23 protein-coding genes are annotated in these 23301 nt (G+C 71.5%); 13 read left to right on the plus strand and 10 right to left on the minus strand.

Annotation, left to right across the window (positions count from 1 at the left end; translation table 11 throughout):
- The first annotated feature begins 209 nt into the window (after window positions 1-209).
- Window positions 210-1412 (plus strand): TonB-dependent receptor, encoded by a 1203-nt coding sequence (locus CKO43_RS17600; RefSeq protein WP_242481224.1) that lies wholly within the window; start codon window positions 210-212, stop codon window positions 1410-1412.
- A gap of 213 nt (window positions 1413-1625) precedes the next feature.
- Here CKO43_RS17600 and ccoG read toward each other — a convergent pair whose 3' ends face one another.
- Window positions 1626-3098 carry a cytochrome c oxidase accessory protein CcoG gene (gene ccoG, locus CKO43_RS17605; RefSeq protein WP_200379392.1) on the minus strand — a complete coding sequence of 491 codons (1473 nt, stop codon included), beginning with the start codon at window positions 3096-3098 and terminating at the stop codon, window positions 1626-1628.
- Between the two features lie 177 nt (window positions 3099-3275).
- Between ccoG and CKO43_RS17610 the strand changes: the two genes are divergently transcribed.
- On the plus strand, window positions 3276-3695 hold the full coding sequence (locus CKO43_RS17610; RefSeq protein ID WP_200227646.1) for a rhodanese-like domain-containing protein: 420 nt from the start codon (window positions 3276-3278) through the stop codon (window positions 3693-3695).
- A gap of 1 nt (window position 3696) precedes the next feature.
- On the opposite strand, the gene chrA is transcribed toward CKO43_RS17610, so the two are convergent.
- The 4 genes from chrA to CKO43_RS17630 form a co-directional block, all read right to left on the minus strand.
- Window positions 3697-4911: a chromate efflux transporter gene (chrA, locus tag CKO43_RS17615; RefSeq protein WP_200379393.1), complete on the minus strand. Its 1215-nt coding sequence runs from the start codon at window positions 4909-4911 to the stop codon at window positions 3697-3699.
- Window positions 4912-4913: 2 nt separating this feature from the next.
- Window positions 4914-5924, minus strand: a complete 1011-nt coding sequence (locus CKO43_RS17620) for a sulfotransferase family protein (RefSeq protein WP_200379394.1) — start codon at window positions 5922-5924, stop codon at window positions 4914-4916.
- 110 nt (window positions 5925-6034) lie between these two features.
- Window positions 6035-7582, minus strand: a complete 1548-nt coding sequence (locus CKO43_RS26230) for a methyl-accepting chemotaxis protein (protein WP_200227652.1) — start codon at window positions 7580-7582, stop codon at window positions 6035-6037.
- A gap of 80 nt (window positions 7583-7662) precedes the next feature.
- Complete coding sequence (locus tag CKO43_RS17630; protein ID WP_200379395.1) at window positions 7663-8217, minus strand: cache domain-containing protein; 555 nt, start codon at window positions 8215-8217, stop codon at window positions 7663-7665.
- 403 nt (window positions 8218-8620) lie between these two features.
- Between CKO43_RS17630 and CKO43_RS17635 the strand changes: the two genes are divergently transcribed.
- The 5 genes from CKO43_RS17635 (at window position 8621) to CKO43_RS17655 (ending at window position 12450) form a co-directional block, all read left to right on the plus strand.
- On the plus strand, window positions 8621-10174 hold the full coding sequence (locus CKO43_RS17635) for an acyl-CoA carboxylase subunit beta (RefSeq protein ID WP_200227656.1): 1554 nt from the start codon (window positions 8621-8623) through the stop codon (window positions 10172-10174).
- A 21-nt stretch (window positions 10175-10195) separates the two neighbouring features.
- Entirely contained in the window at window positions 10196-10573 is a 378-nt protein-coding gene (locus CKO43_RS17640; RefSeq protein WP_200227658.1) for a biotin/lipoyl-containing protein, read from the plus strand.
- A gap of 55 nt (window positions 10574-10628) precedes the next feature.
- Entirely contained in the window at window positions 10629-11801 is a 1173-nt protein-coding gene (locus tag CKO43_RS17645; protein ID WP_200227660.1) for a sodium ion-translocating decarboxylase subunit beta, read from the plus strand.
- 14 nt (window positions 11802-11815) lie between these two features.
- Complete coding sequence (locus tag CKO43_RS17650) at window positions 11816-12175, plus strand: OadG family transporter subunit (protein WP_200379396.1); 360 nt, start codon at window positions 11816-11818, stop codon at window positions 12173-12175.
- A gap of 80 nt (window positions 12176-12255) precedes the next feature.
- Complete coding sequence (locus CKO43_RS17655) at window positions 12256-12450, plus strand: hypothetical protein (protein ID WP_200227664.1); 195 nt, start codon at window positions 12256-12258, stop codon at window positions 12448-12450.
- A gap of 51 nt (window positions 12451-12501) precedes the next feature.
- On the opposite strand, the gene CKO43_RS17660 is transcribed toward CKO43_RS17655, so the two are convergent.
- Window positions 12502-12876, minus strand: a complete 375-nt coding sequence (locus CKO43_RS17660; RefSeq protein ID WP_200379397.1) for a YbaN family protein — start codon at window positions 12874-12876, stop codon at window positions 12502-12504.
- A gap of 121 nt (window positions 12877-12997) precedes the next feature.
- On the opposite strand from CKO43_RS17660, the gene CKO43_RS17665 reads away from it, so the two are divergent.
- Window positions 12998-13324: a DMT family transporter gene (locus tag CKO43_RS17665; protein ID WP_200227668.1), complete on the plus strand. Its 327-nt coding sequence runs from the start codon at window positions 12998-13000 to the stop codon at window positions 13322-13324.
- Window positions 13325-13326: 2 nt separating this feature from the next.
- On the opposite strand, the gene mmuM is transcribed toward CKO43_RS17665, so the two are convergent.
- The 3 genes from mmuM to CKO43_RS17680 are packed head-to-tail and all read right to left on the minus strand — an operon-like array spanning window position 13327 to window position 16336.
- A complete protein-coding gene (gene mmuM / locus CKO43_RS17670; protein ID WP_200379398.1) occupies window positions 13327-14268 on the minus strand; it encodes a homocysteine S-methyltransferase in 942 nt (313 codons plus the stop codon).
- A 29-nt stretch (window positions 14269-14297) separates the two neighbouring features.
- Complete coding sequence (locus CKO43_RS17675) at window positions 14298-15644, minus strand: aspartate aminotransferase family protein (protein WP_200379399.1); 1347 nt, start codon at window positions 15642-15644, stop codon at window positions 14298-14300.
- Entirely contained in the window at window positions 15641-16336 is a 696-nt protein-coding gene (locus CKO43_RS17680) for an FCD domain-containing protein (protein ID WP_200379400.1), read from the minus strand. The genes CKO43_RS17675 and CKO43_RS17680 overlap by 4 nt, the downstream gene beginning before the upstream one ends.
- A 189-nt stretch (window positions 16337-16525) precedes the next feature.
- On the opposite strand from CKO43_RS17680, the gene CKO43_RS17685 reads away from it, so the two are divergent.
- The 5 genes from CKO43_RS17685 to phnX are packed head-to-tail and all read left to right on the plus strand — an operon-like array spanning window position 16526 to window position 22290.
- A complete protein-coding gene (locus CKO43_RS17685; RefSeq protein WP_200379401.1) occupies window positions 16526-17554 on the plus strand; it encodes a putative 2-aminoethylphosphonate ABC transporter substrate-binding protein in 1029 nt (342 codons plus the stop codon).
- Between the two features lie 13 nt (window positions 17555-17567).
- Window positions 17568-18629 (plus strand): putative 2-aminoethylphosphonate ABC transporter ATP-binding protein, encoded by a 1062-nt coding sequence (locus tag CKO43_RS17690; RefSeq protein ID WP_200227675.1) that lies wholly within the window; start codon window positions 17568-17570, stop codon window positions 18627-18629.
- The gene (locus tag CKO43_RS17695) at window positions 18626-20329 is read left to right on the plus strand and encodes a putative 2-aminoethylphosphonate ABC transporter permease subunit (protein WP_346728282.1); all 1704 of its coding nucleotides are present in this window, start codon (window positions 18626-18628) and stop codon (window positions 20327-20329) included. The genes CKO43_RS17690 and CKO43_RS17695 overlap by 4 nt, the downstream gene beginning before the upstream one ends.
- Before the next feature lie 16 nt (window positions 20330-20345).
- Window positions 20346-21464 carry a 2-aminoethylphosphonate--pyruvate transaminase gene (locus CKO43_RS17700; RefSeq protein WP_200379402.1) on the plus strand — a complete coding sequence of 373 codons (1119 nt, stop codon included), beginning with the start codon at window positions 20346-20348 and terminating at the stop codon, window positions 21462-21464.
- A 13-nt stretch (window positions 21465-21477) separates the two neighbouring features.
- Window positions 21478-22290 carry a phosphonoacetaldehyde hydrolase gene (gene phnX, locus CKO43_RS17705; protein WP_200379403.1) on the plus strand — a complete coding sequence of 271 codons (813 nt, stop codon included), beginning with the start codon at window positions 21478-21480 and terminating at the stop codon, window positions 22288-22290.
- Here phnX and CKO43_RS17710 read toward each other — a convergent pair.
- Window positions 22287-23213 (minus strand): LysR family transcriptional regulator, encoded by a 927-nt coding sequence (locus CKO43_RS17710; protein ID WP_346728283.1) that lies wholly within the window; start codon window positions 23211-23213, stop codon window positions 22287-22289. The genes phnX and CKO43_RS17710 overlap by 4 nt on opposite strands.
- Window positions 23214-23301 lie beyond the last annotated feature (88 nt).

Below are 23301 nucleotides of genomic sequence, written 5' to 3' on the forward strand. Positions count from 1 at the left end.
GCCGAAGCGGTCGCCGCCGTCGGAGTCGACGTCGGCGCGTTCGATGCGGGCGCCGGCCGAGACGATGCCCGGGCCCAGGTCCATCTCCTCGAGCGCGAACAACCCCAGGCGGCGCGTCCTATTTCTTCGAAGGCGGCCGTTTCGGCCTGGCCGTCGACCACTACGACAGCGACTACGGCACCGTCGCCGAGCCCGACGTCACGATCCTGATGCGCCGCAACCAGGTGCGTGCCGAAGGCGAGTGGCGCCCGGCCGGCGGCGCCTTCGCCGAACTCAAGCTGCAGCTGCGCGGCGCCGACTACGAACACCGCGAGATGGAAGGCAGCGAAGTCGGCACCGTGTTCTCCAGCCGCGGCGGCGAACTGCGGCTCGAGGCCCGGCACCACGCGCTCGGCCCGCTGCGCGGCGTCGTCGGCGTGCAGGCCGAGAACTTCGACTTCTCGGCGCTGGGCGAGGAAGCTTTCGTGCCCGACACGACGACGCGCCGCCTGGGGTTGTTCGCGCTCGAGGAGATGGACCTGGGCCCGGGCATCGTCTCGGCCGGCGCCCGCATCGAACGCGCCGACGTCGACTCCGACGGCGGCGACCGCTTCGGCGCCGCCGTCTCGCGCCGCTTCACGCTCGGCAGCTTCTCGCTCGGCAGCGTGATGCCGCTGGCGCCGGCCTGGAGCGTCAGCGCCAACCTGGCGGCGACCGAACGCGCGCCGACCTACTTCGAGCTCTACGCCGACGGCGTGCACGCGGCCACCGGCGCCTATGAGCAGGGCGACCCGACGCTGAAGGCCGAACGCGGCACCAGCGTCGACCTGGCGCTGCAGTGGAAGTCGGGCGCGTCCAAGGCGCGCGCCGGCGTGTTCGCGACCCGCTTCTCGCGCTTCATCTCGCTGGACAGCGCCAATGTCTCGGTCGACGAGGACGGCAACGTCGCCAGCGGCGACGACGCGGTGCCGCTGTACCGCTTCGACTCGGTGCGGGCGCAGCTGCACGGCTTCGAGTTCGAGGCCGAACACGTGTTCGACGCCGCCGGCTGGCGCTGGACGCCGAGCGCCAGCGCCGACTTCACGCGCGCCACCAACCGCACGACCGGCGAAGCGCTGCCGCGCATCGCGCCCTGGCGCGCGACGCTGGCGCTGGCGGCGGCACGCGGTGACTGGACTCTGCGCACCGAGGTCCGGCACGCCGGACGCCAGGACCGCGTGCCCGAGGGCGACAGCGCCACCGCCGGCTATACGCTGCTCAACCTGGCGGCCACGCGCCACTTCTCGATCGCCGGCCAGGACGCGCTCTGGTACCTGAAGCTGGACAACGCGACCGACCGCCTGGCCTACAACGCGACCGCGATCGAGACCGTGCGCGGGCTGACACCGCTGGCCGGCCGCGCGCTGTCGACCGGCCTGCGCGTTGACTTTTAGGCAGAGCTTGCCGGGGGCCGGCGTTTCAGCCGCGAGCAGACGAACGCCGGATGAAGCGCGCTGTAGCCATCGTCAGACTGGCTGGAGCCTCCCTCGCGGAGGGAGGCTGGAGGGTGCGGTCCGACACGCTGGAGCACCCTCGTGGAGGGGGCTCGGGGGAGCCGTGCGTTAAGCGGCAGCTAGGAGTCTGGGCGGCTTCTGCCGCGCAGACTCCTAGCGCGGCACGACGAAGGTAGATTTTTCGTCGATCGTGATCGGCGTTTCGGCGCCGGCACCCGGCAGGCGCTCGATGCGGAAACGGATCGGGTGCACGCCGGCGCCGGCCTGCTGGGCGGACTCGAACGGCAGCTGCACGTTCAGCGTCACCCAGTGGGCCTCGGCCGGGCCGAGTTCGACCTCGGCCGGGTTCTCGATCAGCACGCCGGGCAGGCCGTCGACCGCGACGCGGTAACGCTCGGACTGCTCGGCGTTGTTCATGATCTGCAGCCGGTAGACGTTCTCGATCGCGCCCTGCTCGACGATGCGCGCGAGCGAGGCGCGGTCGCGCACGACGTCGACGCGGAAGGGGTTGCGCAGCGCGACGCTGGTGGCGAAGGCGCCCAGGATGATGCAGAGGATGGCGGTGTAGACCAGCACCCGCGGCCGGAACACGCGGCGCCAGATCTGCGCGCTGGTGTGGTGCTGCGCCATGCCGTTCTGCGTCGCGTAGCGGATCAGGCCGCGCGGGTAGTGCATCTTGTCCATGATGTCGTCGCAGGCGTCGATGCAGGCGGCGCAGCCGATGCACTCGTACTGCAGCCCGTTGCGGATGTCGATGCCGGTCGGGCAGACCTGCACGCAGACGCCGCAGTCGACGCAGGAGCCCAGCCCGGCCTGCATCGGGTCGACCTTCTTCGAACGCTTGCCGCGCGGCTCGCCGCGCTGCGGGTCGTAGCTGATGATCAGCGTGTCCTTGTCGAACATCGCGCTCTGGAAGCGCGCGTACGGGCACATGTATTTGCAGACCTGCTCGCGCATGTAGCCGGCGTTGCCCCAGGTGGCGAAGCCGTAGAACAGCACCCAGAAGGTCTGCCAGGGCCCGAGCGAGGCGCTGGCGATGCCCGCGAGCAGTTCGCCCATCGGCGTGAAGTAGCCGGCGAAGGTGACCCCGGTCCAGAGCGCGAAGCCGATCCACAACACCTGCTTGGCCGCCTTGCGCCCGAGCTTGGCGGCACCGAGCGGCGCCGCGTCCAGGCGCATGCGCTGCGCGCGGTCGCCCTCGGTGATCTTCTCGAACCACATGAAGATCTCGGTGTAGACCGTCTGCGGGCAGGCGTAGCCGCACCACAGCCGCCCCGCCACCGCGGTGAACAGGAACAGCGCGTAGGCCGAGATCATCAGCAGCGCCGACAGGTAGATCAGGTCCTGCGGATACAGCACCAGCCCGAAGACGTAGAAGCGCCGCGCGCCCAGGTCGAACAGCACCGCCTGGCGTTCATTCCACTGCAGCCAGGGCAGGCCGTAGAAGACGATCTGCGTCAGCCAGACCAGCGCCCAGCGCCAGCTGGCGAAACGCCCGGCGACGGCACGCGCGTAGATCTTGCGCGGCTTCTGGTAGAGCGAGACGACCGTCTCGCGAACGTCGGCGGAAGGTGACGCGTCGTGGGCGCCGCCGCCCTCACGGATAGGGGCAGGGGTATCAGCCATGGACTGATTCTGCCCCATGGACCGTGTCGCATGGGGTTTTGACTGAATTCGTGAGCGAAGCAGTCGGCAGCTCTTCACGCCGCAGCGCAATCGTGGTTGCCGGCGGCGGCACCCGGCCCTCCCAGGTACCCCCGGAGGTACACTGGCGCACGCCCCCATCCAGGAGCCCGTGCCACCATGCAGCCTGCCCACACCCCGGCCGTCTCCCGCCGCCGCCTGCTCCTGAGCCTGGCACTCGCGTCCGGCGCGTTCGCCGGCAGCGCGCGGGCAGCCGGCGACGAGGCGCTGCCGCTGGAAGCGGCACGCGACGCGCTCGCCAGCGGCCGGGCCGTGGTCATCGACATCCGCGAGCCCGACGAACACGCACGCGGCGTCGCCCCGGGCATGCGGCTGCTGCCGATGAGCCAGATCGGCCAGCGCCTGGCCGAGATCCCGAAGGACCCGAAGCAGCCGGTGCTGCTGGTCTGCAACACCCAGAACCGCTCGCGTGCGACGGCCCAGGCGCTGCGCGAGCGCGGCTGGAGCAATGTGCGCTACGTCGCCGGCGGCATGAGCGAGTGGGCGCGCCGCGGCTGGCCGCTGGTCGCGCCACGCTGATTCAGGCGCGCATCAGCAGCCAGGCCAGCAGCACGCCGGCCGGGATCGTGACGTAGGGCGGCTGCTTCAGCCTGAACACCAGCAGTGCTGCTGCCAGCGTCAGCGCGGCGCAGGACAGCGGCTGGGCGGTCAGCGGCAGCTTCAGCCACAGCGTGACGGCCGCGCCGGCGATCAGGCCGACGACGGCGCAGCGCACGCCCAGCATCGCGTGCTGGAACCAGCGCAGGCCCTTCAGCCGGTCGGCGGCGCCGCTGGCGCCGACGGCGATCACCGCGGTCGGCGTATAGACACCCACCGTCGCCGCCAGCGCGCCGGCGAAACCGGCGATCTCCATGCCGGTGAAGGTGGCGATGCCGACGATGGGCCCCGGCGTCAGCTGGCTCGCGGCCAGCCCGGCGGTGAAGCCGGCGTGGCTGAGCCAGCCCAGGTGCTCGACGATCAGGCCCTCGAGCAGCGGCACCATCACCAGCGCGCCGCCGAACAGCGTCGTGCTGATGCCGGCAAAGGCCAGCGCCAGCCGCGCCACCACCGCGTCGGGCAGCAGCGCCGGCACGATCTGGAACACGGCGAAACCCGCCGGCACCAGGCACAGCAGCACCTGCGCCGGGCGCATCGGCGGGCTGGTCGGCGCCGCGGCGGGCGGCGGCGCGGGCCAGAACAGCCGGGCGACGAGGCCGCCGGCGGCCAGCACCAGGATAGGCGCCGACCAGAACGGCAGCAGCAGCAAGGCCGCCGCGGCAACGACGGCCAGCGCCTTGTCGCGCGGCGCCGGTGCCGCCTTCTTGGACTGGTTCCAGGCGGTCTGCGCCAGGATCATCGCCAGCGGCGGCAGCACGCCGACGATCACCGCGCGCAGCAGCGCCGGATGCCCGGCGAGCGCGGCGTAGCCCCACCACAGGCCCAGGATGATGAAGAAGCTGGGCAGCACGATGCCGGCGAGCGCGGCCGTGAAACCGGCCCAGCCGCCCAGCCGGTGGCCCATCACCGCGAGCGCGTTGACCGCCTGCGGGCCGGGCAGCATCGTCACCAGCGCGATCAGGTCCAGGAAGTCCTTCTCGACGACCCAGCCGCGCTTGCGCACGAAGCGCTCCTGGGCCTGCGCCAGCAGCGCCATGAAGCCGCCCCAGGCGGTGAAGCCGAGCACGACGCAGTCGGTGAACAGGCGCAGGGCGCTGTAGCCCGGCGGCGGTGCCGGGCTGGTCAGGGAACGGTGCATCTTCAGGCGGTGACGGCGCGGCTGCGGATCTCGGCCAGCAGGTCCTCCTGCGGCTTGCGGGCCGCGGCGTCGGCCGGCGAGAGCTCCTGCCGTGCCACGCCCTTCAGGCGCCGGTTCTCGGCGTCGAGCGCGGCCACGGCCTGCGCATCGTAGCGCCGCGCCTCGCAACTCTTGCCGACGAACTCGAGCTCGTAGCCGAGTGCGGCGAGCGACTCGCCGGCGACCGACTCGAAGTCGATGATCTGGTCCTGCGACAGGCCCTCGAGCCACTTGCGGCTGTTGCCGGCCATCACCGGCTTGCGCACGTTCTCCCACATCTTGCCCGACGAGGCGGTGCGGCCGGCTTCGTCCGAGGCGTGGAAGTCCAGCATCGCCGGGTGGAACTCGGTGCCCAGCCAGGCGCACAGGCGGCGCAGCGCGGGCTCGGGCGCCTGCGTCAGCTCCTCGTAGGACAGCGCCAGGTATTGCGCCGCCGGCACACGCTGTCCGCAGGCCAGCGCCAGCTGCTGCTCGGCGTGCCACTGGCGCGCCACGTGGTAGGCGGTCTTCTCGCCGACGACGGCCTTCATGAACGACAGGCAGACGTCGCGGCCGTCGCGATAGAGATAGAGGTAGCGCGCGTCGGCGCCGAAGCAGCGCTCGATCTCGGGCAGGAAGTGCACGTTGGCGAGCGACTTGCACACCCAGTCCGGCTTGGCGCCGGCTTCGGCCATGCGGTCCATCACCGCGCCGAAAACGGCGACCAGGCTGCGCTCGTGGCAGCGGCGACGGATGTCGCTGCGGTCGAAGGCCACCGGCCACGGCACCGGGTTGGCCTCGACCAGGCGCAGCACGTCGTCGACGAGGCAGTCGAAGGCGGCATCGTCAGCCAGGCTGCCGTACAGCGGCAGCAGCGGCGCGAAACGTTCGAGGATGTGCGGCGGGTGCGGCGCGGCGATCGCCGGCGCCTGGTTCAGCATCAGGCGCAGCAGGTTGGAGCCCGAACGCTGGGTACCGATCATGAAGATCTTCATGGCATGTTCCTGTTGTGTTGCGCAGCTCAAGCGGCCGCGTCTGACGGGCAGGCGAACGCCGGCCCGGCACCGGGCCGGGTCGGTTCGCTAGCGTGGGAAACCGCGGCGGCTCAGGCCGTCGCTTCGACGCGGAAGACGCGCACGGCGTCGACCAGCGTCTGAGCCTGGTGCTTCAGGCTCTCGATCGCGGCCGTGGTCTGCTCGACCAGCGCCGCGTTCTGCTGCGTGACCTGGTCGAGCTGCGTCACGGCCTGGTTCACCTGGCCGATGCCGCTGGTCTGCTCGACCGTGGCCTGGCTGATCTCGCTGATCAGCTGCGACACACGCTGCACCTGGGAGACGATGTCGGTCATCGTCGCGCCGGCGTCGCCGACCAGGCGCGAACCGGCTTCGACCTTCTCGACGCTGGCGCCGATCAGGGTCTTGATCTCGCGCGCCGCCTCGGCGCTGCGCTGCGCCAGCAGCCGCACCTCGCCGGCGACGACCGCGAATCCGCGGCCCTGCTCGCCCGCGCGCGCCGCTTCGACGGCGGCGTTCAGCGCCAGGATGTTGGTCTGGAACGCGATGCCGTCGATGACGCCGATGATGTCGGCGATGCGCCGCGAACTCGCGGTGATCTCGTTCATCGTGGTCACGACCTCGCTCACGACCTCGCCGCCGCGCGCCGCTGCGGCGCTGGCCGAGCCGGCCATCTGTGCCGCCGCACGCGCGGTGTCGGTGTTGTTGCGCACGGTGGAGTTCAGCTGCTCCATCGAGGCCGCGGTCTGCTGCAGGCTGGAGGCCTGCTGCTCGGTGCGCTGGCTCAGGTCGACGGTGCCGGTGGCGATCTCGTTGGACGCCGTCTGCAGCGTCTCGGCCGCCAGCCGCACCTGGTTCATCGTGCGGCTCAGGTTGACGTTGACCGTGCCCAGCGCATGCAGCACGCGGCCGACCTCGTCGTTGGACTGGACGTCGATGCGCCGCGTCAGGTCGCCTGCGGCCACGGCCTGCGCCACCTCCACCGCCTGCTCCAGCGGCCGCGTGATGCTGCGCCGGATGCGCCAGGCGACGACGCTGCCCAGCACCAGGGCGACGGCCGCGAGCGCGACGATCAGCCCGACCGAGCGCTGGTAGGCCTGGTCGGCGGCTTCGTTGCGCAGGCGCGAGGACTCCTTGATCGCGTCGACCACCTTGCCCAATGCCTCGATGTGCGCCAGCTGCGCCGGTCGCAGCTCGGAGCGCACGACCTCGGCGGCGCCGGCGTGGTCGTCGGACATCGAACGCTCGACGGCTTTTTCCGCCGGCTCCTTGGTCGCGACCATCGCCAGCTGGGCCTTGTCGAACGCGGCCTTGATCTCGGGCTCGGAGACGAGCAGTTCGGCCAGCGACTGCGCGGTGCGGTCGTAGTCCGCACGCGCCTTGCGCATCAGATCGATCTCCTTCTTCTTGAAGGCGATGTCGTCCTGCATCACGACGTCGCGGATCGCCACGCCCTGGTAACGCGCGAGGTCGCGCAGGTTGCCGGCCAGGCGCTCGGGCGCCTCGCCGGTGACCGCCGCGAGGTCGGCCTTGATCGCCGACAGCCGGGTCAGCGAGATCGCGCTCATGACCACCATCAGGCCCAGCACGGTCGCGAAACCCAGGGCCAGTCGGGCCCCGACCAACATGTTCTTGAACATCACCACTCCCTTGGAAGAACCGATGCGCCGGCCGCGTGCGCGCATCGGCGCAGGCGTAACGGGCGTGTGCGACGACTGGATCAGTTCGCGGTCACGCCCGCCTGCAGCACGCCGATGGGCTTGCCGGCGTCCATCACGGGAGCGGCGACGTGCACGCTGGGAATCTGGGTGGTGGTGTCGGGCTTGATCTCGCCGGCCGACCAGACCTGGCCCTTGATCGGGTTGGCGAACACCGGACGCGCGGCGTTGTTGTAGATCAGCGGCTTGGTGCTGCCGGCGACGATGTTGCCCTTCTGGTCGCGCAGCAGGATCTTGTTGATGCTCGGGTCGGCCTGTTCCCACTTGCCGATCTGCAGGCTGACCTTGCTCGACAGCATGGCCTTGACCGCCGGGTCGGTGTCGGGCAGGTCCACCCATTTGCCGTTGTTCATGCCGCCGTTGTCGCGGCCGTTGGCCTCGCGCACCGCGGCGACGACGGCGGGATCGGCAGCCATCTCGACCAGGCGCTTCTTCGCGCGCTCGACCTTGGCCTGCACGTCGGCGGGCAGATCGGCAGCCGAAGCCATGCCCGAGAACATGGTGAGCAGGGCGACACAGGCGAGCACGAGACGACGCGAGGGACGGGTGTTCTTCATGAGGGGGCTCCTTACAACGATGGGGGCCCATGCGGGCCGGCTATACATCGGAGTCATCGGCAGCGGAGCGGGGGACTAAATCATTCCCCGAGATGATGAAACGCCGTTCATAGACGGTGGCCGAGGCGACCGGGAGCGCGTAAAGCGCAGCGCCGCCGGCGCGGCTGCACCGAGGCGGCGCGAGGCCGGCGCCGGCGCCGCGCGGCCCTGCCGGCGGGGCCGGCGACCGAGGCGCGGATCGCAGCTCGATTGATCGTCGTCAACAGCGCGGGCGTGCCCCCATTGCGTCCGGCGAGGCGCCCATACGATGATCGCCCCGCTTCCGCTTACCGGGTCATCATGCCGGCATGCGGAATGCATGGCCGTACCCCGGCCGGCAGCGGCGACGTTTCGGAGGACGCCCATGACAATCCCACCCCGGATGCTCGAGGAACTCGAGCGCCGCAGGCGTACCGTGATCGCGGGCGGCGGCGCCGACAAGCTCGCGGCACGCCACGAAAAAGGCCTGCTCGGCGCGCGTGAACGCCTGGAGCACCTGTTCCAGCCCGGCACCTTCCAGGAGACCGGGATGCACGTGCGCCACAACGCGCACCATTTCGGGCTGCAGGACAAGGACTTCCCGGCCGACGGCGTCATCACCGGCACCGGCTACGTCGGCGCCGGTCTGGTCGCGGCCTACAGCCAGGACTTCACGGTCAACGCCGGCACGCTGGGCAAGGCGCACGCCAGCAAGATCGTCGCGCTGATGCAGTTCGCGCTGAAGAACGGCGTGCCCATCGTCTCGATGCAGGACTCGGGCGGCGCGCGCATCCAGGAGGCGGTGGACGCGCTGTCGGGCTACGGCGAGGTTTTCTATCACAACGTGCTCGCCTCGGGCGTCGTGCCGCAGATCGCACTCGTGCTCGGCCCCTGCGCCGGCGGCGCCGCGTACTCGCCGGCGCTCAACGACTTCATCATCATGACGCGCCGCAACGCGCACATGTTCATCACCGGGCCCGAGGTCATCAAGGCGGTGACCGGGCGCTCGACGACGATGGACGAGGTCGGCAGCGCCGAGATGCACGCCAGCGTCAGCGGCAACGTGCACTTCATCGCCGAGGACGACACGCAGGCGGTGGCGCTGGCGGCCAAGCTGCTGTCCTACCTGCCGCCGAACAACACGATGGACCCGCCGCACCGGCTCAACCCCGAGCTGGTGCTGGCCGCCGACGAGGGCATGAACGCGCTCGTGCCCGAGGACCCGGCCGAGCCGATGGACGTGCGCCAGGTCATCGCCCGCCTCGTCGACGGCGGCGAGCTGCTCGAGGTGCATGCCTCCTGGGCGCGCAACATCGTCGTCGGCTTCGCGCGCCTGCAAGGCATGGTCATCGGCCTGGTCGCCAACCAGCCGGCCGAGATGGCCGGCGCGCTGGACATCAACGCCTCGGACAAGGCGGCGCGTTTCATCCGCTTCTGCAACGCCTTCAACGTGCCCGTCGTGACCCTGGTCGACGTGCCCGGCTTCCTGCCCGGCGTCGAGCAGGAGCGCGGCGGCATCATCCGCCACGGCGCCAAGCTGCTGTTCGCCTACGCCTCGTGCACGACGCCCAAGCTGACCGTGATCCTGCGCAAGGCCTACGGCGGCTCGTATCTGGCGATGTGCAGCCAGGAAATGGGCGCCGACGTCGTCTACGCCTGGCCCAACGCCGAGATCGCGGTGATGGGCGCGCAGGGCGCGGTCAACCTGCTGTACCGCAAGGAACTCGGCGAGGCCGAGGACCGCGCCGCGCGCGCCGCCGAGCTGATCGCCGGCTACCGCGCCGAGTTCGCCTCGCCCTATCTGTCGGCCGCACGCGGCTACATCACCGACGTCATCGCGCCGTCGGAAACGCGCGCGCAGCTGGCGCTGTCGCTGCGCAAGATCCTCAACAAGCGCGAGCTGCGGCCCGCGAAGAAGCACGGCAACGTGCCGCTCTAAGACGCCGTCGGAGAACGTCCCATGGAACGAAAACTGCGCATCACCGTCGACGGCAAGGCCTACGTCGTGACGGTCGAGGAACTCGACGCGGTGGCGTCGCCGGCACTGCCGCTGCCCGGCGTCGCGCTCGGCACGGCCGCCCCGGCGGTGGCCTCGGCGCCGCCGCCGGCGGCCGTCGCCGTGGCCCAGGGCGACGTCGTCGCGCCGCTGGGCGGCACGGTGCAGCAGGTGCTGGTCAGCGTCGGCCAGCAGGTCGCCGAAGGCGAGAAGCTGGCGGTGCTGGAAGCGATGAAGATGAACACGCAGATCACCGCGCCGCGTGCCGGCAAGGTGCTGCGCCTGGACGTGCGCGCCGGCCAGGTCGTCGAGACCGGCCAGCCGCTGCTGGCCATCGGCTGACGGCGCGCCGCGATGAACACCCCCACGCCCCGCCCCACCGCCGGAGGGCTGCGCCGTGTTTGAGCAACTCGGCCCCTTCTTCCAGGCGCTGCTGGCGCAGACGGGTGCGGTGCACCTGAGCTGGGGCAACGTCGTGATGATCATCGTCGGCGCGACGATGGTCTATCTGGCGATCGCCAAACACTACGAGCCGCTGCTGCTGGTCGGCATCGGCTTCTCGTGCATCGTCGCCAACGTTCCCGGGCCGCCCGACGACGTGCCAGGCGGCCAGGCGATCAGCGCCCTGCTCTACGTCGTCAAGGAAGGCGGGCTGTTCCACTACGCCTACGAGGGCGTGGCCAAGCTGATCATCCCGCCGCTGATCTTCCTGGGCGTCGGCGCGATGACCGACTTCGGGCCGATGATCGCCAACCCGCGCCTCGTGATCCTGGGCGCCGGCGCGCACCTGGGCATCTTCGTCGCGCTGATCCTGGCCAAGCTCTGCGGCTTCACGCTCGCCGAAGCCGGCGCGATCGGCATCATCGGCGGCGCCGACGGGCCGATGGCGATCTTCGTGACGATGAAGCTGGCGCCGCACCTGCTGGGGCCGATCTCGGTGGCGGCGTACTCGTACATGGCGCTGATGCCGCTGATCCAGCCGCCGGTGATGCGGCTGCTGACGACCAAGGCCGAACGCCAGATCACGATGAAGCAGCTGCGCACCGTGGGCAAGGCCGAGAAGATCGCCTTCCCCATCGTCATCGCCGTCGTCGTCAACCTGTTCTTCCCGCCGGTGGCGCCGCTGATCACGATGCTGATGCTGGGCAACCTGCTCAAGGAGTGCGGCGTCACCGAGCGCCTGGCCAAGACCGCCGCCGGCGGGCTGATGAACGTCATCGTGCTGGTGCTGACGGTGGCCATCGGCTCGACGATGGCGGCCGACAAGTTCCTGAACTGGAACACGCTGCTGATCGTGCTGCTGGGGCTGGTGGCCTTCGTCTTCGGCACCGCCTCGGGCGTCATCACCGCCAAGGTGATGAACCTGTTCCTGAAGGACAAGATCAACCCGCTGATCGGCTCGGCCGGCATCGCTTCGGTGCCGATCGCAGCGCGCGTCTCGCACATCGTCGCGAACCAGGAGAACCCGAAGAACTTCCTGATCTACCACGCGATGGGGCCCAACCTCGCCGGCGTCTTCGGCACCGCGATCTCGGGCGGCATCCTGCTGGCGCTGCTGGGCGCGGGCTGAAGGGGGAACACACGATGGCCGCGATCATTCCCGACACAGTCCAGGGCGCGCTGATCCTCAGCGTCATCGACTTCGTCGGCAGTTTCGTCATCATTTCCGGCATCGGCTTCGTGCTCGCCGGTTTCCCGCTGATCAGCCGCATCGCGCGCCGCTTCGAGAAGCCGGCAGCAGCAGCCGCGCCCAGCGCGGCGCCGGCACAGGCCCCCGACGAAGACGAGCAGCTCGTCGCCGTGATCGCGGCGGCGGCGCACGTCGCGCTCGGCCAGCCGGTGCGCATCGTGCGCATCGAACCCGCCTACGGCGGCGAGGTCTGGAGCACCGAAGGCCGGCTGGCGCACCACGCTTCGCACGTGCCCGGCCGCGGCCGCAGCTGAAGGCGCACGGAGGAACGGCGTTTGCCGGCTCCTTCGGGCACGCCCGGCATCCCGCCGGCGGCAGGCTGAAGGAGATCCAGATGGCCCAGCAACAAGGTGGACAGCAAGGCGGTCAACAAGGCGGCCAGGGCAACCCGGCGCCGGAGCGCGACCGTCAGCAGGACCAGGAACAGAACCGCGGTTCGCAGCAAGGCGGGCAGAACCCCGGCCAGAAGCAGCCCCCGGGCCAGAACCAGGGTGGCCAGAACCAGGGCGGCGGCAGCCAGCAGCGCTGATTGCTCCCGCAGGGGCCGGCCAGCGCCGGCCCCGGCCGTGCCCGGCGCGTTTCAGAGCTCGGGCCGGCCCCACATCCACAGCGCGACGATGGCCATCGTCCCGGGCACCAGCACCTTGGACCAGATCGGCATCGGCGTCGCGAACACGATGACGAGCGCACTCGCCGTCATCATCAGCGTCGCCGCCCACTTGGCCCGGCGCGGGATCACGCCGCCTTCGCGCCAGCGCCGGATGCCCGGGCCGTAGCGCGGGTGCGCGAGCAGCCAGCGCTCCAGCGCCGGCCAGCCGTGGCCGCCGGCCCAGGCCGCGACCAGCAGGAAAGGCACCGTCGGCAGCCCCGGCAGCACGACACCGATGGCGGCCAGCACCAGGCTGGCCAGCGCCAGCGCGCGCCACAGCAGCAGGACAAGAGGACGGGGCAGCATGCGCCGCATTGTCGCGTGGGGCCGCGCGCGCCCGGCCGCGACAATCCGGGCCGTCCGCCACCACCAGACCCGCCACGATGAACACCGCCCTGCCCGCCGTCCCGCCCCCCGGAGCCGGCCGATGAACGCCTGGATGATGCTGGCCGGCGCCATCGGCGCCGAACTCGCGGCGACGACCGCGCTCAAGCTGTCCGCCGGCTTCACGCGGCTGGCACCGTCGGCGGTGGTCGTCGTCGGTTACGGCCTGTCGTTCTGGCTGCTGGGTCAGGTGCTGAAGACGATGGAGGTCGGCATCGTCTACGCGATCTGGAGCGGTGCCGGCCTGGCGGTGATCGCGCTGATCGGCATCGTCTTCCTCGGCGAGTCGGTCAGCGCCGTCAAGCTCGCCGGGCTGGCCGCGGTGCTGCTGGGCGTGGTGCTGCTGAACCTGGCCGACCGCCTGGCCTAGGCTCAGCCCGCCGCCAGCACCGCGGCGCGCAGCGCCCGGATTTCCCCGGGCCCCGTGCGGCAGCATCCGCCGATCAGGCGCGCACCGCCGCGCTGCCAGCGCAGGGCCTGGGCGGCGAAGTCCTCGGCGTCGCGCACGCCATGCCAGCACTTGGCAACGCCGTCCCACTGCTCGCCCGAGTTCGGGTAGACGACGATGGGCAGCCGCGTGCGCGCCTGCGCCGCCGCCACCAGCGCCGGCACGTGCTGCGGCGCGGTGCAGTTCAGCCCGACCGCGGCGACGCCCGGCAGGCCGTCGAGCGCGGCGACGCAGTCGGCGAACCGTTCGCCCTGGCTGACGTGTTCGCCGTCGCGGCAGGAAAAGCTGATCCAGGCCGGCAGCGCCAGCGCCGGCAGCAGCGAGGCGATCGCCAGCGCTTCGTCCAGCCCGGGCAGGGTCTCGCAGGCCAGCAGGTCGGCGCCGCTGGCGGCCAGCACCTCCAGCCGCGGGCGGTGGAAGGCGGCGAGCTGGGCGCGCGTGACGCCGGGATAACCGCGGTACTCGCTGCCGTCGGCCAGCATCGCGCCATAAGGCCCGACCGAAGCCGCCACCAGCGGCCGGTGGCGCCCGACGCGGTTCGCCGGCTCGGCCCAGAAGGCGTCGCGCGCCTCGGCAGCCAGCTGCACCGACAACCGCATCAGCGCCGCCGCTTCGTCGAAGCCGATGCCGCGGCGCGCAAAACCTTCGAAGCTGGCCTGGTAGCTGGCCGTGGTCGCGACGTCGGCGCCGGCGCGGAAGTAGTCGAGATGGACCTCGCGGATCAGTTCGGGGCGCTCGATCAGCAGCCGCGCCGACCACAGCGGGTCCTTCAGGTCGGCGCCGCGGCTTTCCAGTTCGGTGGCGAGCGCGCCGTCGAGGATGACGAGGCCTTGTTCGGCAAGCAGGGACGGGAGTGTGGAGTTCATGCGTCGGACGGCCGGATGGGCCGACGAGCTTAACGCGGCTCGTCGGCCAGCGCGGCGGCGAGCAGGTCCAGCGCCTGCAGCCAGTCGGCCTCGGCGACAGTCAGCGGCGGTGCCAGCACCAGCACCGAGCCCTGGCCGATCTTGAACGACAGGCCCTGGGCCAGGCAGCGGTAGAGCAGCGCCTCGGCACGTTCGGCCGCGGCCACGCCGCCGGCGTCCTGCAGCTCGATGCCGATCAGCGCGCCGATGCCCCGCACCTCGGCCACCCAGGGCAGCGCGGCGCAGGCCGGCCGCAGCCGCGCCAGCGCCTGCTCGCCCAGGCGCCGGCTGCGTTCCAGCAGCCCGTCCTCGGCGATCACGTCCAGCACCGCCAGCCCGGCGGCGCAGGCCAGCGGGTTCTTCTCGTGTGTGTAGTGGCCCAGCGAGACCTGGCCGGCGATGTCCAGCCGCGCGTGTGCGATCAGCGCCGCCAGCGGCATCACGCCGCCGCCCAGGCCTTTGCCGACGACGATCATGTCGGGCTCGACGCCGTAGTGCTCGATCGCGAACATCCGCCCGGTGCGGCCGAGCGCGATCGGGATCTCGTCGACGATCAGCAGCGCGCCGTGGCGGTCGCAGGCGGCGCGCAGCCGGCGGTAGTAGTCGGGCGGCGGCACCTGGACGTCGGTCGAACGCACGGTCTCGACGACGACCGCGGCGACGTCGCCTTCCTTGCGCAGCACGTACTCCACGTGGTCGGCGCAGCGCAGCGCGCAGCGGCCGCCGCAGCCGAAGCTGCAGTCGCGCGGTTCGTAGGGCGGCACGTGTTCGGTGCCCGGCAGCAGCGGGCCGATGCCGCGCCGGAACGCCGCCTCGCCGCCGAGCGAGATCGCGTCGAGCGAGGCGCCGTGGAAGGCGTCCCACATCGACACCGTCTTGAAGCGCCCGGTGGCCAGCCGGGCGAGCTTGATCGCCATGCCGACGGCACTGGTGCCGCCGGGCGCGAACAGCAGCTTGGCCTGCTCGATCGGCGCCGCCTCGCACAGGCGGCGCGCGAGTTCGACCGCCGGCCGGTTGGTGTAGCGCCGCGGGCTGAAAGCCAGCTGCTGCATCTGCTGCTGCAGCGCCTGCAGCACACGCGGGTGGCCGTGGCCGAGCTGGTGCACGCTGTTGCCGTGCAGGTCGAGGAAACGCCGGCCGGACAGGTCGGTGAGCCAGGCGCCCTCGGCCGCCTCGAGCGCGTTCAGGCAGGGTGTCGACAGCGCCTGGTGGAAGAACCAGCGGGCGTCCTCGGCCAGCAGCGCACGCGTCGCCTCGTCCTGCGCCGCCGCCCAGGCGCGGCGGCGTGCGCCGTGGTTGACGTCGCCTTCGCTGCGGTCGACCGGCGGCGCCGTCATCGTGCCGCCAGCTCGCCGTCGGCCAGCATGCGCGCGCGCCCGCCCTCGGCGTGGCGGAACAGCGCCTCGGCGCAGCCGGCGGCGTCGCCCGCGGCCAGGTGTTCGACGATGGCCGCGTGCTCCTCGGCGAAGTGCGGGATCGCCCGCGGCGCCAGCAGGTTGCGGCGCCGGAACAGCGCCAAGAGCCGCGTGGTGCGGCGGTAGGTCTCGAGCAGCGCGGCGTTGCCGGCGAGCACGACCAGGCGCTCGTGGAACGCGAGGTTCAACTCGTGGAAGCGGTCGACCTCGGCCTCGCCGACCGAACGCATCGCCGCGGTCAGCGCGCGCAGTTCGGCCAGTTGCTCGGCACCGATGCGCGTGGCCAGCAGGCGGCCGGCGGCGGCGTCCAGGCCGGCGCGCAGTTCGTAGAGCTCGGCGGCTTCGGCCAGCGGGATCTCGCGCACGAAAGCGCCGCGGTTCTTCTCCTGGCGCACCAGGCCGCCTTCTTCGAGCAGGCGCAGCGCCTCGCGCAGCGGCCCGCGCGACACGCCCAGGCGCTGCGCCAGCAGCGCTTCGTTCAGGCGCGCGCCGGGGCCCAGTTCGCCGGACAGGATCAGCGCCTCGACGGCCTCGGCGGCCAGGCGCGCGAGCGAGGTGCTCTGCATCAGGGCGAGCGCGGCTTCGCGGCTGGCGAGGGCGGACGGCATGGACATCGGCGGGCGGCGACGAGGGAGACGGGCGCGCATCGTAGGAAGCCGCCCGCGCTTTCGTCAACAGCAGATTGTCGGCTGTCGATTGTCAACAAACCGACACCAAGCCTGCATATGGTCAGCGGCTGTCTCTTGCGCCGGCCACGGCGCTTGCCGCCAACCCGGTTTCTGCCATCCCACGGAGTCAGCCCGATGACGCATCTGCCCCTCGCCCCGACCCTGGCCGCGCTGCTCGCGCTGGCCGCCGCGCTGCCGGCCCACGCCGAGAAGACGGTGCTCAACGTCTACACCGCGCTCGAGATCGACCAGCTGAAGGCCTACCAGGAGTCCTTCAACAAGTCCTACCCCGACATCGAGATCAAGTGGACGCGCGACTCCACCGGCATCGTCACCGCCAAGCTGCTGGCCGAGAAGGCCAAGCCGGTGGCCGACGTCGTGATGGGCGTGGCGGCGTCGAGCATGGTCGTGTTCGACCGCGAGGGCATGCTGCAGCCGTATGCGCCGGCCAACCTGAAGGCGATCCAGCCGCGGTTCCGCGCCGCCGGTGCCGCGCCCGCCTGGGTCGGCATGGACGTCTGGGGCGCGGCCATCTGCTACAACGTCGCCGAGGCCCAGAAGCTGGGCCTGCCGCGCATCGAGAGCTGGAAGGACCTGCTCAAGCCCGAGTTCAAGGGCAAGGTCGTGATGCCCAACCCGAACTCCTCGGGCACCGGGTTCCTCGACGTCAGCGCCTGGCTGCAGATCTTCGGCGAACAGGGCGGCTGGCAGTTCATGGACAAGCTGCACGACAACGTCGCCGTCTACACGCACTCGGGCTCCAAGCCCTGCGTGCTCGCCGGCAACGGCGAGTTCCCGGTCGGCATCTCCTTCGAATACCGCGCCAACGCGGTGCGCAGCAAGGGCGCGCCGATCGACGTCATCTTCCCCAAGGAAGGCCTGGGCTGGGACCTGGAGGCGATCGCGATCGTCAAGGGCACGCCGCGGCTGGACGCGGCCCAGAAGCTGGCCGACTGGGCGAGCACGCGTGAAGCCAACGAGCTGTACGCGAAGAACTTCGCGATCACCGCGATCCCCGGCATCAGCACGCGGCTGAAGTACGTGCCGACCGACTACGAGCAGCGCCTGGTGAAGAACGACTTCAGCTGGATGGCGAAGAACCGCGACACCATCCTCGCCGAGTGGCAGAAGCGCTACGCCGCCAAGTCCGAGCCGAAGAAGTAAGAGCCCCGCGGCGATGGCCCACCTGGAAGTCCACGCGCTGGGCAAACGTTTCGGCCGCTTCGTCGCGCTCGAGGGCGTGGACCTGGCAGTCGAACGCGGCGAGTTCGTCGTCCTGCTGGGGCCTTCGGGCTGCGGCAAGACGACGCTGCTGCGCCTCATCGCCGGCCTGGAGCGCCAGGACCAGGGCCGCATCGTGCACGCCGGGCGCGACGTCTCGGCGCTGCCGCCGGCCGCACGCGACTACGGCATCGTCTTCCAGTCCTACGCCCTCTTCCCCAACCTGGACGTCGCCGCCAACGTCGGCTACGGGCTGGGCACCGGCCGCGCCGCACGCGCCGCGGTGCAGGCGCGTGTGGCCGAGATGCTGCAGCTGGTCGGCCTGCCCGGCATCGAACACAAATACCCGGCGCAGCTCTCCGGCGGCCAGCAGCAGCGTGTCGCGCTGGCACGTGCGCTGGCGACGCGGCCCGACCTGCTGCTGCTGGACGAGCCGCTGTCGGCGCTGGACGCGATCGAACGGGTGCGCCTGCGCGGCGAGATCCGCGCGCTGCAGCAGCGCCTGGGCGTGACGACGCTGATGGTCACGCACGACCAGGAAGAAGCGCTGGCGATGGCCGACCGCGTCGTCGTGATGCGCGCCGGGCGGCTGCAGCAGATCGGCACGCCCGAGCAGATCTACCGCCAGCCGCACAACGCTTTCGTCGCCGACTTCATCGGCCGCAGCAACCTGGTCGAAGCCACCGCCGACGACGACGGCCGCCTGCTGTTTGCCGGCAGCACGCTGCGCAGCGACGCGCTGCTGCAGCCCGGGCAGCGCTACCGCTTCAGCGTGCGGCCCGAGGACATCCGCCTGCTCGACACGCTGGACACGGCCGAGAACAGCTTCTGGTCGCGTGTGCAGCACTGCGAGTTCCTGGGCCCGGTGTCGCTGGTGACGCTGGAGCCCGAAGGCGCGCCGCCGCTGGTGGCGCAGTTCTCGGCCAACTACCTGGGCGCACGCACGCTGGCGCCGGGCGCGACGCTGCGCATCGCCATTCCCGCCGAACGCCTGCTGCCGATGCCGGAGGCGGCGTGAGCGTCGCGGCGACCCCGCTGGCCGCCGCCCCGCCGCGGCCGCGCCTGGGCGCCGGCACCGGCGCCAAGCTGCTGCTGCTGGGCGCCACGCTGCTGCTAGCGCTCTTCCTGCTGGCGCCGCTGGCGGCGCTGCTGGGCCAGAGCCTGGTCGACGAGAGCGGCCACTGGAGCCTGCAGCGTTTCCGCGAGTTCGCGGCGACACCGGGTGTCGCCACCGCCGCCTGGAACACGCTGTGGATCGCGCTGCTGGTGACGGCGATCACGGTGCCGCTGGCCTTCGTCTACGCCTACGCCATCCAGCGCAGCACGCTGCCGCTGAAACCGCTGTGGCGCGTGCTCGGCCTCGCGCCGCTGCTCGGGCCCTCGCTGGTCGGTGCGATCGGCATCATCCAGTGGTTCGGCACCCAGGGCGTGCTCAAGAGCTGGCTGGCCGGCGGCACGATCTACGGCGCGCCGGGCATCGTGCTGGCGACCGTCTTCGCCGCCTTCCCGCACGCGCTGATGATCCTGGTCGTCGCGCTCGCACACGCCGACGCACGCCTGTACGAAGCCGCCGACGCGCTGGGCGCCTCGCGCTGGCGGCGGTTCTGCACCGTCACGCTGCCGGCGGCGCGTTACGGCCTGGTCAGCGCCGCGCTCGTCGTCTTCGCCTACTCGGTCAGCGAGTTCGGCATTCCCAAGGTCGTCGGCGGCAACTTCCCGGTGCTGGCGGTCGAGATCTACGTCCAGGCCGTCGGCCTGCACAACTTCGGCCGCGGCGCGGTCGTCGCCCTGCTGCTGCTGGCGCCGGTGCTGCTGGCTTTCACGGTCGACCGCCAGGTGCAGCGCCGCCAGCAGGCCAGCCTGACGGCGCGTGCCGTGCCTTACAGCGCGCGCGCCGACCGGCGCCGCGACGGCGCGCTGCTGCTCTTCGTCGTGCTCGTCGGCGGCGCGCTGGTCGCGGTGCTGGGCATGGCGCTGTGGTCCTCGTTCATCAGCTTCTGGCCCTACAACCTGGAGCCGACGCTGCGCCACTACACCTACGGCCTGGCCGAGGCCGGTGTCGGCAGCGCCTGGTTCAACAGCCTGCGGCTGGCCGCGGCGACGGCGCTGCTGGGCACGCCCTTCGTCTTCGTCACCGCCTGGCTGATCGACAAGACCGCCGCGCGCGACACGCGCCTGGCCGCCGTGGTGCAGGCGCTGGCTTCGCTGCCGATGGGCGTGCCCGGGCTGGTGCTGGGCATAGGCTGCATCCTGTTCTTCAACCACCCCGACAACCCGCTGGGCTGGCTCTACAAGAGCTTCGCGCTGCTGGTCGCGGTGACCGTGGTGCACTACTACAGCGCCTGCCACCTGACGGCGCTGACCGCGCTGAAGAGCCTGGACCGCGAGTTCGAAGCGGTGTCGGCATCGCTCAAGGTCTCGCCGCTGCAGACCCTGCGCCGCGTGACGCTGCCGGTGTGCCTGCCGGCGGTGATGGAGATCGCGCGCTACCTGTTCATCAACGCGATGACGACGGTCTCGGCGCTGGTGTTCCTGTATTCGCCGGACACGCTGCCGGCGTCGGTATCCATTCTCAACCTCGACGAGGCCGGCGACCTCGGGCCGACCGCGGCGATGGCGACCCTGGTGGTCGCGACGACCGCGGCCTACAGCGGCCTGCATGTGCTCGCCGAGCGCCTGCTGCGCCGCCGCCAGGCCTGGCGCCTGGCCTCGCGCTGACCTGCGAAAGCCCACGATGCCCCTGATCGACCGAGACCCGCTGCTGCTGACCCCCGGCCCGCTGTCCACCTCGCTGCGCACCAAGCAGGCGATGCTGCACGACTGGGGCTCGTGGGACGCAGGCTTCAACGCCGTCACCGCCGAGGTCTGCCGCCAGCTGGTCGAGGTCGTGCACGGCGACGGCAGCCACGTCTGCGTGCCGCTGCAGGGCAGCGGCAGCTTCGCCGTCGAGGCCGCGCTGGGCACCCTGCTGCCGCCGGGCGGCAAGGTGCTGGTGCCGAATCACGGCGCCTATTGCGCCCGCATCCTGAAGATCCTGGCGACGATGGGCCGGCAGGCGGTCGAACTCGCGCTCGCCGAGGACGCGGCGATGGACCCGGCGGCGATAGACGCCGCACTCGCCGCCGACCCGGCGATCAGCCACGTCGCCGTCGTGCACTGCGAGACCGGCACCGGCATCCTGAACCCGCTGGCCGACATCGCCGCCGTCGTCGCGGCCCGTGGGCGCCGGCTGATCGTCGACGCGATGAGCTCCTTCGGCGCGGTCGAGATCGACGCGCGCACGACGCCCTTCGACGCCGTCGTCGCGGCCTCCGGCAAGTGCCTGGAAGGGGTGCCCGGCATGGGTTTCGCCATCGTGCGGCGCGAGGCGCTCGAGGCTTGCGCCGGCCGCAGCCACTCGCTGGCGCTGGACCTGCACGACCAGTGGCAGTACCTGCAGCGCACGACGCAGTGGCGCTTCACGCCGCCGACTCACGTCGTCGCCGCGCTCGACGAGGCGCTGCGCCAGTTCCAGGAAGAAGGCGGTGTCGCCGCACGCGGCGCACGTTACGCCGCGAACCGCGACCGGCTGGTGCAGGGCATGGCCACGCTCGGCCTGGCGCCGCTGCTGCGGCCCGAGCTGCAGTCGCCGGTGATCGTCACCTTCCACGCGCCGGCGCACCCGGCCTGGGACTTCGGCGCCTTCTACCGCGGCGTGCGCGAGCGCGGTTTCATCCTCTACCCGGGCAAGCTGACACGCATCGAGACCTTCCGCGTCGGCTGCATCGGCGCGCTCGCGCTGCACGACATCGACGCCGTCGTCGACGCCGTCGCACGCACGCTGCGTGCGCTCGGCCTGCCCACCCACGCCTGAACCAAACCACGCCATGGGACAACAACTCGAAGCCGTGATCCTCGACTGGGCCGGCACCGTCGTCGACTTCGGCTCGTTCGCGCCGACGCAGATCTTCGTCGACGCCTTTAAGACCGCCTACGACTTCGAGCTCACGCTGGCCGAGGCGCGCCGGCCGATGGGGCTGGGCAAGTGGCAGCACATCGAGGCGCTGGGCCGCGACCCCGAGGTCGGCGCCCGCTGGCAGGCGCAGTTCGGCCGCACGATGTCGCACGAGGACGTCGACGCGCTCTACCACCGCTTCGTGCCGCTGCAGGTCGAACGGGTGGGCCAGCACGGCGAGCTGATCCCCGGCGCGCTGGCCACGCTGCAGACGCTGCGTGCGCGCGGCCTGAAGATCGGCAGCACCACCGGCTATCCGCGCGCGGTGATGCACCGGCTGATGGAGGTGGCCGCCGCCCAGGGCTACGTGCCCGACTGCACGGTCTGCGCCGACGACCTGCCGGCCGGCGCGCGCCCGGGGCCGTGGATGGCGCTGGACAACGTGCAGCAGCTGGCGATCGGCGCGGTCGCGCACTGCGTCAAGGTCGACGACACGCTGCCCGGCCTGCACGAAGGCCGCAACGCCGGCATGTGGACCGTGGGGCTGGCGCTGTCGGGCAGCCCCTGCGGCTGGACGCTGGACGAATACCTCGCCGCCGGCGAACTGGAGCGCGACGCGGTGCGGCAACGTGTCGCCGCGGAGTTCGCGCCGGCACGGCCGCACTACGTTGTCGACACCGTCGCCGCGCTGCCGGCGGTGCTCGAAGACATCGAGGCGCGCCTGGCCGCCGGCGACCGGCCCTAGGCCAGCGCCGCCAGCCGCTCGGCGAGGAAGTCGCGCAGCCGTTGCACCGCAGGGCGCAGCACGCTGCGGTCGGCGCAGGCCAGGAACAGCGGCGCCGGCTCGCCCTGCCAGTCCTCGCACAACGCGAGCAGGCTGCCGCGGCGCAGGTCGTCGGCGACGTCCAGCCGCGACTTGTAGGCCACGCCTTCGCCGAGCAGCGCCAGGCGCCGCACCGCGTCGCCGTCGTCGCAGCGCAGCGCCGCAGCGACGGCGACCACCTGCGCCTGGCCTTCGCGTTCGAAACGCCAGTGTTCGTGCGGCCGGTCGGCCAGGCGAAAGCTGATGCAGCGGTGCTGCGCCAGCTCGGCCGGATGCGCCGGCCGGCCGTGGCGCGCCAGATAGGCCGGCGAGGCGCAGAGCACGCGCCGGTTGCCTGGTGCCAGCGCCAGCGCGACGAGCTGGCTGTCGCTGGGCTCACCGTAGCGCAGCGCGACGTCGACCGCCTCGCGGTACAGGCCGGCGATGCGGTCGGTCAGCTGCAGTTCGAACTCGACACCCGGATGGCGCTCGCGGAACACGTGCAGCCAGCCGAGCACGACGTTGCGCCCCAGGTCCGACGGCATCGACAGCCGGATGCGCCCGGCCAGCGCCTCGCGCCCGGCGGCCAGGCGTTCGCGTGCCTGCACGATCAGGCCCAGGCCCTGCTCGCAGGCGTCGAGGAAGACCAGGCCCTCGGGTGTCGGCCGCAGGCTGCGGGTCGAGCGCACGAAGAGGCGAAAACCCAGCGCCGCCTCCAGGCGTTTGAGCGCCGCGCTCGCCGCCTGCGGGCTCAGGCCCAGCTCACGCGCCGCCGCCGACAGGCTGGGGGCGCGTGCCGCGCGCACGAAGAACTGCAGATCGCCCGGGGCGATCGCCTTCAAACTGTCGTTGTAGCTGCTGCCCACGCTGCCCTTCGGTCCATGCGCCCGTTCGTGTGGAAGATCGAAGTCGATTTTCCATCCGCACAGGAGAGCGCCTGAAAACCATCGGCTC

This window comes from Rubrivivax gelatinosus, from assembly GCF_016583785.1.
In the GTDB taxonomy this organism is placed as follows: domain Bacteria; phylum Pseudomonadota; class Gammaproteobacteria; order Burkholderiales; family Burkholderiaceae_C; genus Rubrivivax; species Rubrivivax gelatinosus_B.

What these genes read in the sequence shown, in the direction of transcription:
- CKO43_RS17600 (WP_242481224.1), top strand. Translation starts at nt 210, where the DNA reads ATGCGCCGCAACCAGGTGCGTGCCGAAGGCGAGTGGCGCCCGGCCGGC.
- ccoG (WP_200379392.1), bottom strand. Translation starts at nt 3,098, where the DNA reads ATGGCTGATACCCCTGCCCCTATCCGTGAGGGCGGCGGCGCCCACGAC.
- CKO43_RS17610 (WP_200227646.1), top strand. Translation starts at nt 3,276, where the DNA reads ATGCAGCCTGCCCACACCCCGGCCGTCTCCCGCCGCCGCCTGCTCCTG.
- chrA (WP_200379393.1), bottom strand. Translation starts at nt 4,911, where the DNA reads ATGCACCGTTCCCTGACCAGCCCGGCACCGCCGCCGGGCTACAGCGCC.
- CKO43_RS17620 (WP_200379394.1), bottom strand. Translation starts at nt 5,924, where the DNA reads ATGAAGATCTTCATGATCGGTACCCAGCGTTCGGGCTCCAACCTGCTG.
- CKO43_RS26230 (WP_200227652.1), bottom strand. Translation starts at nt 7,582, where the DNA reads ATGTTCAAGAACATGTTGGTCGGGGCCCGACTGGCCCTGGGTTTCGCG.
- CKO43_RS17630 (WP_200379395.1), bottom strand. Translation starts at nt 8,217, where the DNA reads ATGAAGAACACCCGTCCCTCGCGTCGTCTCGTGCTCGCCTGTGTCGCC.
- CKO43_RS17635 (WP_200227656.1), top strand. Translation starts at nt 8,621, where the DNA reads ATGACAATCCCACCCCGGATGCTCGAGGAACTCGAGCGCCGCAGGCGT.
- CKO43_RS17640 (WP_200227658.1), top strand. Translation starts at nt 10,196, where the DNA reads ATGGAACGAAAACTGCGCATCACCGTCGACGGCAAGGCCTACGTCGTG.
- CKO43_RS17650 (WP_200379396.1), top strand. Translation starts at nt 11,816, where the DNA reads ATGGCCGCGATCATTCCCGACACAGTCCAGGGCGCGCTGATCCTCAGC.
- CKO43_RS17655 (WP_200227664.1), top strand. Translation starts at nt 12,256, where the DNA reads ATGGCCCAGCAACAAGGTGGACAGCAAGGCGGTCAACAAGGCGGCCAG.
- CKO43_RS17660 (WP_200379397.1), bottom strand. Translation starts at nt 12,876, where the DNA reads ATGCTGCCCCGTCCTCTTGTCCTGCTGCTGTGGCGCGCGCTGGCGCTG.
- CKO43_RS17665 (WP_200227668.1), top strand. Translation starts at nt 12,998, where the DNA reads ATGAACGCCTGGATGATGCTGGCCGGCGCCATCGGCGCCGAACTCGCG.
- mmuM (WP_200379398.1), bottom strand. Translation starts at nt 14,268, where the DNA reads ATGAACTCCACACTCCCGTCCCTGCTTGCCGAACAAGGCCTCGTCATC.
- CKO43_RS17675 (WP_200379399.1), bottom strand. Translation starts at nt 15,644, where the DNA reads ATGACGGCGCCGCCGGTCGACCGCAGCGAAGGCGACGTCAACCACGGC.
- CKO43_RS17680 (WP_200379400.1), bottom strand. Translation starts at nt 16,336, where the DNA reads ATGTCCATGCCGTCCGCCCTCGCCAGCCGCGAAGCCGCGCTCGCCCTG.
- CKO43_RS17685 (WP_200379401.1), top strand. Translation starts at nt 16,526, where the DNA reads ATGACGCATCTGCCCCTCGCCCCGACCCTGGCCGCGCTGCTCGCGCTG.
- CKO43_RS17690 (WP_200227675.1), top strand. Translation starts at nt 17,568, where the DNA reads ATGGCCCACCTGGAAGTCCACGCGCTGGGCAAACGTTTCGGCCGCTTC.
- CKO43_RS17700 (WP_200379402.1), top strand. Translation starts at nt 20,346, where the DNA reads ATGCCCCTGATCGACCGAGACCCGCTGCTGCTGACCCCCGGCCCGCTG.
- phnX (WP_200379403.1), top strand. Translation starts at nt 21,478, where the DNA reads ATGGGACAACAACTCGAAGCCGTGATCCTCGACTGGGCCGGCACCGTC.